This window comes from Actinomadura keratinilytica (genome assembly GCF_039539665.1).
Lineage (GTDB): Bacteria > Actinomycetota > Actinomycetes > Streptosporangiales > Streptosporangiaceae > Spirillospora > Spirillospora keratinilytica.
Window position 1 is genome coordinate 17,439 of record NZ_BAABDO010000046.1, and the last position, 12,685, is coordinate 30,123.

The window sequence follows — 12,685 nt, forward strand, 5'->3', positions numbered from 1 at the left end:
GACATTCCCGGCGGTTCCGCGGCGTCAGGGAGAGGGGACGGTGCAGCCGTCGGAGGTGAGGACCGGGTTGCAGCGGGCGGCGGCCAGGCCGGGGAGGGCGGCGAAGTAGCCGGTGCCGAAGCGGTCGGCGAGCCCGGGGACCGGGTAGTCCGTGCTGACCCACTGGGCGCCGCTGGCCAGCGCCGCGTCGCGGACGGAGGTGTCGCCGCTGCGGGCCTGGGCGGTGTCGGCGTCGGCGCGGGTCCGCACGACGTAGCCGCGGCGGACGAGCGACTTGATCTCCTCGGCCGCGGCGACCGCGTCGTTGCGCTTGACGAACGCCGCGTCGGGCTGCCCCGGCTCGGCGCTGGTGAACAGGATCCGCCCTTCCAGGCTGGGGTTGCCCTCGACGTAGCGGTCGCGGTAGGAGCCGCCGTTGTCCATGAGGAACATGACCTTGCCGCGGACCGAGTCCAGCGAGGGCCAGCCGTTGCGCAGCACGGACTCCTCCAGGGTGAGGCCGTCGTCGCGGATGTCGTCCGGGGTGATCAGGTCGTCCGCCGAGAACACCGAGCGGATCTCCTCCTCCAGCGCGAGCATCCGCGCCCGCGTCCACCGGTACGGCGGGAGCGGGAAGGAGTCGGGCACCGACAGGTCGAGCGTGTCCTTGAACTCCAGCAGGATCGCGATCGGGACGTGCGACGGGTGGGCCCGCGACCAGTCGCGCACCGCGGTCAGGCATTCCACGAACGACACGCACGTGCTGCGGTAGTCGATGTCGCGGATGTGCAGGACCTTGGTGCCCTTCTCGAGCATGCGCGGGTCGTACTCCAAGGGCTGGCCGGTCAGCAGCCGGATCAGCGGCCGGGCGAGACGTCCGCCGTCGGGGTCCGCCCAGACGTCGAGTTCGATCTGCCGCACGCTCTGCTCGGCGAGCTGGCGGCCGAGCGGGACGTGGGTGTACTGCAGCCCGCCTGCCTGGGCCCCCGCGAAGGCGGAGATCAGCCCGAACTCCTTGGCGTTCGGCTCGACGTGGTAGCTGTTGTGCGTCCCGATGCTCTGGATCCGGTTGAGGGTGAGCTCCTGCGCCTGGTCGGCCGACGCCCGGGTCGCCGGGAGCACGGCGGTGAGCGCGGCGGCGGCGGCGAGGGCGGCGGACCGGCGGGCGAGGCGGCGGACCGCCGGGCGGAGGCGATACGGGGGGCGGAGATCATCCATGGACGTGAGAAGAGCTCACATCTGATCGCCCGTCAAGAGCCCTCCGGTGGCGGAGGGGAGCACGGGGTCGGCGCGCCGGCCGTGCGGGCGCCGGTGATTTCGCCGATTCAGGGGCGGCGCCCGGACGGCACACTGTGCTTCCCCCCGTCATCCGCTCAGGGAGGTGCAACCCCCGTGCGCACACCTGTCCGGTCCCCGTGGCGGCGAGCCGCCGCGGCGGCGCTGGGGGCGGTGCTGGCCGCCGCCCTCGTCCTCGGCGTCCCGCCCGCGGCCCCGGCCGCCCGGGCCGCGGCCGCCAACCCGGTGATCACCGTCCCGCCCGCCGGCGACCGCGGCTTCCCGTTCCTGGCCGCGGCCGAGGACCTCGGCTCGTTCGGTTACACCGAGAGCGAGTACTTCATCGAGGGCACCGCCACGTCCTACGCGAAGTCCGGCATCTGGACGTCCGACGGGCGGTGGGCCGTCCGCGCGTCCGGCCGGGCCGCCTACAAGACCCGGCTGCTCGTGCGGCGGCCCGCCGACCCGGCCAGATTCAACGGCACCGTCGTGGTGGAGTGGCTCAACGTCAGCGGCCAGCTCGAGCTCTCCCCCGACTACTGGTTCGCGCGGGACGAGCTGCTGCGCGGCGGCTACGCGTGGGTGGGCGTCTCGGCGCAGTCGGTCGGCGTCAACGGCGGCCTCGGCCAGATCCGCGGCCTCAAGGGCTGGGACCCGGCGCGGTACGGCAGCCTCGTCCACCCCGGCGACGCCTACTCCTACGACATCTTCTCCCAGGCCGGGCAGGCGCTGCGCACGCCGAACGGCCCCGACCCGCTGGGCGGGCTGCGGATCAGGACGCTGCTCGCCGACGGCGAGTCCCAGTCGGCCGGCTTCATGACGACCTACGTCAACGCCGTGCAGCCGGTGTCCCGGGTCTACGACGGCTTCATGATCCACAGCAACAGCGCGGTCGCCGCGCCGATCAGCGGCAGCCTGGCCGACGTGCTGCGGATGCCGACGCCGTCGCGCATCCGCACCGACCAGCCGGAGCCGGCGTTCGTCGTGCTGACCGAGACCGACATCCCGGGGGCGTCCGCCGCCCGGCAGCCGGACACCGATCGGATCGTGCGCTGGGAGCTGGCGGGGACCGCGCACGGCGACCAGTGGGCCTACGACCTCGGCGACCCGACGCTGCGCAAGTCCGCCGGCTCCGCCGCGCCGCAGCCCGGCTGCGCCCCCGGTTCGGCGCCGTTCAACGACGGGCCCGGCCACTACGCGATGAACGCCGCGCTGCGGCATCTGGCGAGCTGGGCCCGGGGCGGTGCGCGTCCGCCGGGCGGGCCGGCGCTGAACACCTACCTGCGCGACCCGAGCACCGGCCTCGCCGCCGGCGGCATCCGGCTGCCGGACGTCGCGGTGCCGACCCGCACCCTCACCGGCATGCGGGACACCGCCGGCAGCGGCGTCTTCTGCGGCCTGTACGGCGCCCGGGACCCGTGGAACGGCGACGCCGACCCGTGGGACCGCCATGACGACGGCGACCCGTCCGACCCCTCCTTCCCGCCCACCGCCGAGCCCGTGCTCAGCAGGCTGTACCCGACGCACGACGACTACGTGGCCAAGGTCCGGGCGGCCGCGCAGGCGTCGGTGGACGCCGGATACCTCCTGCCCGAGGACGCGGTGACGATCGTCACCGCCGCCCAGAACTCCGACATCGGCGGCTGACACCGCCCGCCGCCCGTAGGCCCTGCCCCGATGCCCTCCCGGGGCAGGGCCTGCGGAAAGGCGATGTCGGTCCCGGGCGGTTTCCACGCGGACCTGGATGTTATTGATCGTTTTGAGCCACGACGAACGGAGCGCGGCGAATGCGACCGGGCGAGCGCGGCACATCGGCGGTCCGCGGTTCGTCAGCACGCCGGTAGAGGTCGTCGATCAGCGCTGCGCCCGGTGCGCGCGGCGCCGCCGCACCCGCCGCCTGAACCCCCGCGACTACCATCTGCGGACCGCCCCCGGCGAGGAGCAACAATCCTCCTGAGCCCGCGCCCCGGCCCACCCGTCCGGCGGACACGGCGCCCAGCAGGCGGCGCAGCGACAGAGCACCCGGCCCCCGGCAGCGCCACCGCACCGTGCGGCGCGTTCGGCGGCGCGGGCGGCATGTCGAGCCGCGGCCCCGACCGCAACGGCCGCGACCCGCGCAGCCCTGCGCGCGGTGTCCCGAACCTTCCTGCGCGGTGGCCGCGCGTCCGCACACGGCACCGGCCGCCCTGCCGCGGTCTCCCCGACCGCCTGCCTGCTGTCTTTCCGGGGCCCTGCCCGCCGCCTCCCCTGCGGCCGCGCCGGCGCTGCCGTCGCCCGTGGCGTGCACGACACGCCGCCGGGGCGTACGGCCGGCGCGGGGCACGTCCCGGCCGTACGCCCCGCCGGCGGCGGCTACAGCGCGCCGAGGAAGTCGATCAGGATGCGGTTGACCTCGTCGGGGCGTTCCTGCTGGGTCCAGTGGCCGCAGCCGGGCAGCCAGACGGTGTCGCGCAGGTCGGGGACGAACGTCCTCATGCCGGCGACGGTGTCGCGGGCGCGCGGGGCGGCGGCGACGAGGTCGCGGTCCCCGGCGATGAACAGGGCCGGGGGCGTGATCGGGGCGCGGTGCCAGGCGGCGGTGAGCTCCCAGTTGCGGTCCAGGTTGCGGTACCAGTTGAGGGGGCCGGTGAAGCCCGCGTCCTCGTACTCGCGGACGTAGGCGGCGATGTCGTCGTCGGTGAGCCAGCCGGGCAGCCCGGCGGGTTCGGGGCACAGGTCGAGGAAGCCGCCGCCGTCCGGGACGATCGGCGTCAGGCCGGGGCCGTCGCCGGACGCGGCGTACAGCAGCCGCCGGAAGGCGGCGGTGCGGTCGCGGTCGAACTCGGCCTCGGGCACGTCGGGCTGCTGGAAGTAGACCATGTAGAAGCCCTCGCCCACCTGCTCGCGCAGCGCGGCCACGGGGGGACGCGAGGAGCGGGGCCGGTGCGGCACGGACATGCTGACGACGCCGCGCACCCGGTCGGGGCGCAGCTGCGCGGCGGCCCAGGCGACGGGGGCGCCCCAGTCGTGCCCGACGACGACGGCCTGCTCCTCGCCGAGCGCGTCGATCAGCCCGACGGCGTCGCCGACCAGGTGCAGGATGGTGTACTCCTCCACGCGGGGCGGCCCGCCGGTGCGGGCGTAGCCGCGCTGGTCGGGGGCGACCGCGCGGTATCCGGCCTCGGCGAGGGCGACGAGCTGGTGCCGCCAGGAGTACCAGCATTCGGGGAAGCCGTGCAGCAGCAGGACCAGGGGACCGGTGCCCGCCTCGGCGATGTGCATCCGCAGGCCGCTTGTGGACTGGACGTGGCGATGGGTGATCTCGGTCATGGAACCCCTCACGTTCGTCGGCACAGCCGACCGTAGCCCGCCGCGCCCGGACGCCACCTGACCGGCCCCGGGGCGCGGCCGCCCCTACCCTCGCCGACCGGCCGTCCAGGCGAGCAGGTCGTCGGCGCTCATGGTGTTGACGACCTGCTCGGGTGCGACCCCGCAGCGGACGGCGCGTTCGCACCCGTCGGGCTGCCAGTCGAGCTGGCCGGGGGCGTGCGCGTCGGAGTCGATGGCGAACCGGCAGCCCGCCTCGACCGCCGGCCGCAGCAGCCGCTCGGGCGGGTCCAGCCGCTCCGGCCGCGAGTTGATCTCCACGGCGACGTCGTAGGCGGCGCAGGCGTCGAAGACCAGGGCCGCGTCGAACTGCGACTCCGGTCGCACGCCGCCGCGCCGCCCGCCGCCCTTGACGATCCGCCCCGTGCAGTGCCCGAGGACGTCGACCCGCGGGTTCCGCACGGCCGCGACCATCCGGCGGGTCATGGCGACGCGGTCCATGCGCAGTTTGGAGTGGACGCTGGCCACCACCACGTCGAGCCGGTCGAGCAGGTCGGGGTCCTGGTCCAGCGAGCCGTCGTCCAGGATGTCCACCTCGATGCCGGTCAGGATGCGGAACGGCGCCAGCTCGGCGTTCAGCTCGGCCACCGCGTCCAGTTGCCGGCGCAGCCGCTCGGCCGACAGCCCGTTGGCCACGGTCAGGCGCGGCGAGTGGTCGGTCAGCGCGATGTAGTCGTGGCCGAGGGCGCGGGCGGTCTCGGCCATCTCCCATATCGGCGAGCCGCCGTCGGACCAGTCGCTGTGGGTGTGCAGGTCGCCGCACAGCGCACGCCGCAGTGCCGCGGCCGCCTCGTCCACATCCGATCGGGGGGACGTCCCCCGCTCCCTCAGCCCCTGCCCCTCGGTCGCCTCCAGGCGCAGCAGGTAGCCGGGGGTCTCCCCGCGCAGCGCCTCCTCGATCACCAGCGCGGTGACCTTGCCGATGCCGGGCAGCGCGGTCAGCGTGCCGTCGCGCACCCGCTCGGCCAGTTCCTCGCGCGGGGTGCGCTCGACCAGATCGGCCGCCTTGCGGAAGGCCCGCACCCGATAGGTGGGCTCCTGCGCGCGTTCCAGCAGGAACGCGATCCGGCGCAGCGCCTCCACCGGTTCCACAGTTCCGACCGTAGTACCCGAGGGGGGCGGGCCGGTGCGGCACCCGGTGCTTCACGCCGTGCGCTGAGCCGTACGCTGACGACGCGGGCGGCTCGGCCCGGATGCCCCCTCGGTATGACATAGAGGTGGCACCACGGTGTCATTCGCCGCGGGTGCGGACGCCTCTAGCCTGACGGCATGGACAGCGACGACGCCCCCAAGCAGGGCCTGGCGCAGACTCTGGGGCTGGTGCTGCGGCCCCTGGTGTCCGGCCTCGTCGGGTCCGCCGAGCCGCTCCCGGCCGACCGGCCGTGGCCGCCCCGGCTGCGCGACACCCGGCTGCGCCGAATCCCGTTCCCGGTCGTCATGCAGGTCATCGACCTGCTCATCGCGGTGGCCATCGGCTTCGGGACGTACTCGCTGCTGGTCCACGAGACGGCGGAGAACGGCCTGTGGGTGTCGCACGGGGAGCTGGGCATCGCCGCGTTCCTGCTGGCGCTGCCGATGGCGCTGCGCGAGCGCCATCCGGTGGCCGCGTGGCGGGTGCTGTACGCGGCGATGTTCTACACCGGGATGCAGCACTGGCTGGACGTGCCGTTCCCGCCCGGCGGGTCGGTCGCCGGCGTGTTCGTCCTCTACACGGTGGCGGTGCGCTCCCCGCTCAGCCTGACGGTCGGCGCGGGCCTGTGGTCGGTGCTCGGGGTGCTGGTGGTCGACCGGCGGACCGGCGCGGGCGCGGCCGTGTTCGTGGTGGTGCCGCTGCTGGTCGGCGCGTTCGTGCGGCTGCGCCAGAAGACCCGCGACGAGCTGGCCGAGCGGGAGCGGGCCGCCGCCCGCGAGCTGGCCGAGCAGGAGAAGCGGCACCGGGAGGCCGAGGCGGTGCTCAAGGAGCGCCAGCGCATCGCCCGCGAGCTGCACGACGTGGTGGCCCACCACATGTCGATGATCGCGATCCAGGCGGAGGCGGCGCCGTACACCGTGCCGGAGGTGCCCGACAAGATCCGCCAGGATCTGAAGGAGATCCGCGCGACCGCGCTGGACGCGCTCACCGAGATGCGCCGCATCCTGGGCGTGCTGCGCTCGGAGGACGGCGCGGAGACCGCGCCGCAGCCCGGCCTGGACCGGCTGGACGCGCTGGTGTGGGCGGCGCGCGGCGCCGGGCTGACCGTCAACACCAGCGTCACCGGCGACCTGTCCGCCGTGCCGCAGGGGGTGGCGCTGAGCGCCTACCGGATCCTGCAGGAGGCGCTCAGCAACGTGATGCGGCACGCTCCGGGGGCGGTGGTCGACGTCGAGCTGATCCAGCGGGAGGGCATACTCCTGCTCAGCGTGATCAACGGCCCGCCCGCCAAGGGTCAGCGTGCGTCGTCGCTGTCGCCGCCCGGCGAGGGGCACGGCCTGGTGGGCATGCGCGAGCGGGCCGCCATGCTGGGCGGCGGGGTGACCGCCAAACCCACCCCCGAAGGAGGTTTCGCCGTGACCGCCACGCTGCCGCTGAGGTCGGCGGCATGACGATCCGGGTGGTGATCGTCGACGACCAGGGCATGGTGCGCACCGGGTTCGGCGTGCTGCTGAACGCCCAGCCCGACATCGAGGTGGTCGGGGAGGCCGCCGACGGCGCGCAGGCGCTGTCGGTGGTCGCCGAGCAGCGGCCCGACGTGGTGCTGATGGACGTGCGGATGCCCGTCATGGACGGCCTGGAGGCGACCCGGCGGCTGCTCAAGGACGGCGGCGGGCCCGCCGAGCCCGGCACCGCCCCGAAGGTGCTCATGCTGACCACCTTCGACCTCGACGACTACGTGTACGAGGCGCTGCGCGCGGGCGCCAGCGGGTTCCTGCTCAAGGACGCCTCGGCCGACGAGCTGGCCGAGGCGGTGCGGATCATCGCGGCGGGCGACGCGCTGCTGTCGCCGTCGGTGACCCGGCGGCTGATCGCCGAATTCGCCCGGCTGGGCGGGCCGCGCGCGCCGTCCCGGGAGCGGCTGGGCGCGCTGACCGAGCGGGAGACCGAGGTGCTGGCGCTGGTCGCCCGCGGCCTGTCCAACGCCGAGATCGCCGCCGAGCTGGTGGTGGCCGAGCAGACCGTCAAGACGCATTTCGGCCGCATCCTCACCAAGCTCGGGCTGCGCGACCGGCCGCAGGCCATCGTCTACGCCTACGAGGTCGGCCTGGTCCGCCCCGGCGACTGATCCCGCCCAAGGCCGCCCCTGGTGCGCCGGCCCGCGTCATACCGGGGTGCGAGGCGGCAAGACGGCTCCGCGGTGTGATCCGCGCGACGGCCCGCGATTCCTAGCTTCCTGCTCAGGATCAGCCCCTGTCCAGGAAGGACGCCGCCGTGTGCAGCCCAACCCCCCGGAGGTTCCTGGCCGTCGGCGCGGCCCTGGCGGCGGTCGCCGCCACGAGCCCGGGGACCGGCCCCGGACCGTACGCGCCGCCGCAGGCCCGGCCGCCGCTGTCTCCCCGCACGCTCGACGCCCGCTACGCCGCCGTGCGCGGCGACATCCAGCGGGCCTACGACATCGCCCGCGCCGTGGGGGACGGCGCCCGCACCGAGGCGCTCAGGGCGTTCCTGGCGCCCGGCCGCCGCTTCCTGGCGTTCGACGCGCGCGGCCGCGGCCGGGCCGTCGAGGTCGTCGGCGACCTGGCGCAGGCCGAGCGGATCGCGGTCGTGGTGCCCGGCGCGGACGGGCGGCTCACCAACTTCGACGACCCCAAGTGGGCGGGCGGCGGCGCGCGCGCCGTCCACCGGCAGGCGCGGCAGGTGGCGCCCGGTGTGCGCCTGGCGGTGGTGGCCTGGCTCGGGTACGCCTCGCCCTCCACCGCCAGCGCAGCGGTGCTCACCCCGGGACGGGCCGCCGACGGCGCCCGCGAGCTGCGGCGATTCGTGGCCGGGCTGCATGCGGTCAACGGGCGCGCCCGGGTGGCGCTGCTGTGCCACAGCTACGGCTCGGTGGTGTGCGTCCAGGCGGCCCGGGCGGTCCGGGCGGAGGACATCGCGCTGTACGGCAGCCCTGGTGTCACCGCCTCCTCGGTCACCGACATGCACACCGGTGCACGCGTGTGGGCGGGGCGGGCCGACGGCGACTGGACCCGGTACGTGCCGAAGCTGCGCGTGGCCGGGCTCGGCTTCGGCCCGGACCCGGTGAGCCCTTCGTTCGGGGCGCTGCGCTTCGCCGCTGGGGCGGGCGCGCACAGCGAGTACCTGCGCCCCGGGTCGGTGTCACTGCGCAACCTGACGTTCATCGCGCTCGGCCGCATCTCCGAGGTGACCCATGCTTGACACACCGCGACCGGGTCTTGCGGCCCGCATCGAGGCGGCGACACCGCCCGACCGCGACCGCGCCGTCGACGCCCTGCGCGCGCTGGCCATCCTGGGCGTGGTGCTGGGGCACTGGTGCGTCACCGCGTTCGTGTCCATGGGGGACGGGCGGCTGCGGGTGGCCAGCCCCCTGTCGGCGATGCCGCACCTGGCGCCGGTCTCCTGGGTGCTGCAGACGCTCGCGGTGTTCTTCCTCGTGGGCGGCTGCACGGCGGCGAAGGGGCATCGCGCCGGGGAGCCGTACCTGCCGTGGGCGCGCCGCCGCCTGGCGCGGCTGGCGCGTCCCGTGCCCGTGCTGCTGCTGGCGTGGGCGGCGGCCGCGTCCGCGTTGGCGTGGGCGGGCCTGCCGTCCGGCACGCTGCACGCTCTGCTGAAGCTGGTGCTGAGCCCGCTGTGGTTCCTGGGCGTGTACGGGGCGCTCACCGTCCTCACCCCCGTGGTGGTGGCGCTGTGGAACCGGCTCGGCATGCGGGGCCTGCTGCTCCCCCTGGCCGCGACAGCGCTCATCGACCTGGGCCGGTTCGGCCTGGACGCGCCAGCCTGGATCGGCTGGGGCACCGTGCTGACCGGGTGGCTCGTGCCGTTCTACCTGGGGGTGGCGTGGGCGCACGGCGCCCTGGCCCCGCCCCGTGCCGGCTGGGCTCTGCTGGCCGGTGGCGCCGCGGCCGCGGCCGCGCTGGTGCTGTGGGCGGGATTCCCGGCGAGCATGGTGGGTGTGCCGGGCGCCGAGGTGTCCAACCTGAACCCGCCCACCCTGGCGGCGGTGGCGTTCGGCACGGCGCAGTGCGGCCTGGCGCTGCTGGCGCGCGGGCCGCTCACGCGCCTGACGCGGCGGCCCGGCGTCTGGGCCGCGGTCGCGCTGGCCAACCTGTCCGCCATGACGATCTTCCTGTGGCACCAGACGGCCATGATGTCCGTCACCGTGGCGGCCGCGGCGGCCGGCGGGGCGCTGCCCGGGCTGCTCACCGCCCCCGACCGGGCGGCGTGGATCCCCACCCGGCTGGCGTGGCTTCCGGTCTTCGCTCTCGCCCTTGCCGTGCTGTGGTCCCTGACGCACCGGTTCGAGCGGCCCCGCCCGCGATGAGCCAACCCCGACGCCGTCCCGTACATCACACAAGAGCGACCCGGGCGGCGGAGCTGCGGCGAACGCGCGGGGCAGACGGACACGCACGACGACCCCCGGATCGGCGGAGCACTGTCCCCCATCCGGTAGAAAGACGGACCATGCCGCCACGAGCTGCGGAAACGCGATCGTCCCTGCCTGCCGGACGGCCTGGCGAAGCGTCCCCGGACGCGCCGCCGGGCGCGCCGCCGGGCGACCGTCGGGCCGCGTCCGGACGCAGTGTCCGGCGGCGCCTGCGCCGGGCCTTCGCCGGCACCGTGACGATCTGCGCCCTGCTGCTCACCAACGCCGGCACCGGCCACGCCGACCCCTACGCCGCCCCCGGCCCCGCCCCCGTGCTCGCCCCGTCCACCCTGGACGCCCGCTACGCCGCCGAACGCCGCGCCATCGAACAGGCGCTCGCGACCGCCCGCCAGGTGGGCGACGACGAACGCGCCAGGGCGCTGGGCGCCTTCCTCCAGCCGGGCAGGCGGTTCCTGTACTTCGACGCGCGCGGCGACGGACGGGCCATAGAGGTCATCGGCGACCTGACACGCGCACGACGCGTGGTGCTGCTGGTCCCGGGGGCCGACACCACGCTGTCGTACTTCGACGACCGGGCCGGCAAGCCGTGGTCCGCCCCCGCGGGCGGGGCACGCGCGCTATGGCGGCAGGCGCACGCGGTGACCCCCGACCCCGGCATCGCGGTCGTGGCGTGGCTGGGGTATGCGGCGCCGCGCACGTTCAGCAGCGACGTACTGACCGATGAGCGGGCCGAGCAGGGCGCGGCCTCGTTGCGGCGTTTCCTACGCCGGCTGCACCGCGTCAACAGTCACGCCCGCGTGGCGCTGCTGTGCCACAGCTACGGCTCGGTGGTGTGCGGACGCGCCGCCCTGGCCGGATCCGGCACGGCCGGGGACGCCTGGCGCAGCGTCACCGACATCGCCCTGTACGGCAGCCCCGGCACCACGGCGTGGTCGGCGAAGCGCCTGGGCGGCACCGCGCGCGTGTGGGCGGGACGCGGTTCCGCCGACTGGATGCAGGACGTGCCGCACGTGCGCATCTTCGGCCTCGGCCTGGGCCCCGACCCCGTGTCGCCCGACTTCGGCGCCCGCGTGTTCGACGCGGGCGGCAGCGGCCACAGCGACTACCTCGCCCCGGGCTCGCCGTCCCTGCGCAACCTCACCTACATCGCCCTGGGACGTCCCCACGACGTCACCCTCGGCTGACCCCCGCGCCTGTTACCGGCCGGTCCGGGTGCCCTCCGGCGGAGCGTGAGCATGGACACCTCCCAGGTGGTGGCACCCTTGGGGAGGTGGACACCACCAACGAGGCCGCCCTGAGAGAGCAGACCACGCTGCGTTTGGAAAAGGCCATGGGGTCCTTCGGGACCGCCGCACTGGCCAAGATGGAGCAACAGCTTCCATGGTTCCGGCGCATGCCCCCCGAGCAGCGCTCCTGGATCGGGCTGGTCGCCCAGGCGGGCATCGCCGCGTTCGTGGAGTGGTTCAAAAGCGCCGAGCGCACCCGCCCCGCCATCGCCGGCGAGGTGTTCGGCACCGCTCCGCGCGACCTGATGCGGTCGGTGAAACTGCAGCACACCATCGACATGATCCGCGTCATCATCGACGTGGTGGAGACGCGGCTGGACGAGCTGGCCGCGCCCGGCGGCGAGGCGCAGCTGCGCGAGGCGATCCTGCGCTACACCCGCGACGTGGCCTTCGGCGCCGCCCAGGTGTACGCGCGCGCCGCCGAGACGCGCGCCGCCTGGGACGCCCGCCTGGAGGCGCTGGTGGTGAACGCGGTGCTGCGCGGCGAGGTGGACGACGGCATGCACTCCTGGGCGGCCGCGCTCGGCTGGACGTCCAAACCGGTCACCGTCATCGCCGGGTACACCCCCGAGGACGAGGAGCCCGAGGTCACCATCGACCAGATGCAGCTGGCGTCCCGCCGCGCCCGGGTCGACGTGCTGGCCGGCGTGCAGGGCCGCCGCGTCATCGTCATCGTGGGCGGCGCCGCCGACCCGCTGGAGGCCGCCCGGCACATCGCGGCCAAGTGCGGCCCCGGCCCCGTCGTGGTCGGCCCGCAGGTCGGCGACCTGTACGACTCCACCGCCTCGGCGCGCGCCGCGCTCGCCGGGCTGCGCGCCGCCGCCGGGTGGCCGGACGCGCCGCGCCCCGTCCTGGCCGCCGAGCTGCTGCCCGAACGCGCCCTCGACGGCGACGAGGAGGCCCGCCGGTACCTCGTCGAGCAGGTCTACAACCCGATGTGCGCGGCGGGCGCGCCCCTGCTGGACACCCTCACCACCTACCTGGAGCAGGGCTCGTCGCTGGAGGCCACGGCACGGCTGCTGTTCGTCCACCCCAACACCGTGCGCTACCGGCTGCGCCGCGTCGCCGAACTGACCGGGCTGACGCCGACGGACGGCCGCAACGCCTTCACGCTGCGGATCGCGCTCGTCCTCGGCCGCTTCAGCCAGCGCTCGCCGCGGACCTAGCCGACGCCCCGCCCGACACCCTCGCACGGCCACGCCCGCTGCCATGCCCGCCGCCTGCCGGACGCCATGCCCGCTC

General features: G+C 75.2%; 10 protein-coding genes. 7 read left to right on the forward strand and 3 right to left on the reverse strand.

Going from position 1 to position 12,685, the window contains the following annotated elements:
* Positions 1-24 precede the first annotated feature (24 nt).
* Positions 25-1,197, reverse strand: coding sequence for a phosphatidylinositol-specific phospholipase C1-like protein (locus ABD879_RS16455; protein ID WP_345022290.1), 1,173 nt, complete (start codon positions 1,195-1,197; stop codon positions 25-27).
* 174 nt (positions 1,198-1,371) lie between these two features.
* Between ABD879_RS16455 and ABD879_RS16460 the strand changes: the two genes are divergently transcribed.
* Positions 1,372-2,901, forward strand: a complete 1,530-nt coding sequence (locus ABD879_RS16460; RefSeq protein WP_345022291.1) for an alpha/beta hydrolase domain-containing protein — start codon at positions 1,372-1,374, stop codon at positions 2,899-2,901.
* A 705-nt stretch (positions 2,902-3,606) separates the two neighbouring features.
* Here ABD879_RS16460 and ABD879_RS16465 read toward each other — a convergent pair.
* Positions 3,607-4,563, reverse strand: coding sequence for an alpha/beta fold hydrolase (locus ABD879_RS16465; protein WP_345022292.1), 957 nt, complete (start codon positions 4,561-4,563; stop codon positions 3,607-3,609).
* Between the two features lie 84 nt (positions 4,564-4,647).
* On the reverse strand, positions 4,648-5,712 hold the full coding sequence (locus ABD879_RS16470) for a PHP domain-containing protein (RefSeq protein WP_345022293.1): 1,065 nt from the start codon (positions 5,710-5,712) through the stop codon (positions 4,648-4,650).
* Between the two features lie 177 nt (positions 5,713-5,889).
* Between ABD879_RS16470 and ABD879_RS16475 the strand changes: the two genes are divergently transcribed.
* From ABD879_RS16475 to ABD879_RS16500, 6 genes are all read left to right on the forward strand, one after another.
* Entirely contained in the window at positions 5,890-7,203 is a 1,314-nt protein-coding gene (locus ABD879_RS16475) for a sensor histidine kinase (protein ID WP_345022294.1), read from the forward strand.
* Positions 7,200-7,880: a response regulator gene (locus tag ABD879_RS16480; RefSeq protein ID WP_345022295.1), complete on the forward strand. Its 681-nt coding sequence runs from the start codon at positions 7,200-7,202 to the stop codon at positions 7,878-7,880. The genes ABD879_RS16475 and ABD879_RS16480 overlap by 4 nt, the downstream gene beginning before the upstream one ends.
* A 146-nt stretch (positions 7,881-8,026) precedes the next feature.
* Entirely contained in the window at positions 8,027-8,971 is a 945-nt protein-coding gene (locus ABD879_RS16485; RefSeq protein ID WP_345022296.1) for an alpha/beta hydrolase, read from the forward strand.
* Positions 8,964-10,094, forward strand: coding sequence for an acyltransferase family protein (locus tag ABD879_RS16490; RefSeq protein ID WP_345022297.1), 1,131 nt, complete (start codon positions 8,964-8,966; stop codon positions 10,092-10,094). Before ABD879_RS16485 ends, ABD879_RS16490 begins: the two co-directional genes overlap by 8 nt.
* A 296-nt stretch (positions 10,095-10,390) precedes the next feature.
* On the forward strand, positions 10,391-11,341 hold the full coding sequence (locus ABD879_RS16495; RefSeq protein ID WP_345022298.1) for an alpha/beta hydrolase: 951 nt from the start codon (positions 10,391-10,393) through the stop codon (positions 11,339-11,341).
* 146 nt (positions 11,342-11,487) lie between these two features.
* The gene (locus ABD879_RS16500; protein WP_425549639.1) at positions 11,488-12,609 is read left to right on the forward strand and encodes a PucR family transcriptional regulator; all 1,122 of its coding nucleotides are present in this window, start codon (positions 11,488-11,490) and stop codon (positions 12,607-12,609) included.
* Positions 12,610-12,685 lie beyond the last annotated feature (76 nt).

Coding starts and splice junctions, on each gene's coding strand:
- ABD879_RS16455 (WP_345022290.1), bottom strand. CDS start 1,197: ATGGATGATCTCCGCCCCCCGTATCGCCTCCGCCCGGCGGTCCGCCGC.
- ABD879_RS16465 (WP_345022292.1), bottom strand. CDS start 4,563: ATGACCGAGATCACCCATCGCCACGTCCAGTCCACAAGCGGCCTGCGG.
- ABD879_RS16475 (WP_345022294.1), top strand. CDS start 5,890: ATGGACAGCGACGACGCCCCCAAGCAGGGCCTGGCGCAGACTCTGGGG.
- ABD879_RS16480 (WP_345022295.1), top strand. CDS start 7,200: ATGACGATCCGGGTGGTGATCGTCGACGACCAGGGCATGGTGCGCACC.
- ABD879_RS16490 (WP_345022297.1), top strand. CDS start 8,964: ATGCTTGACACACCGCGACCGGGTCTTGCGGCCCGCATCGAGGCGGCG.
- ABD879_RS16500 (WP_425549639.1), top strand. CDS start 11,488: ATGGGGTCCTTCGGGACCGCCGCACTGGCCAAGATGGAGCAACAGCTT.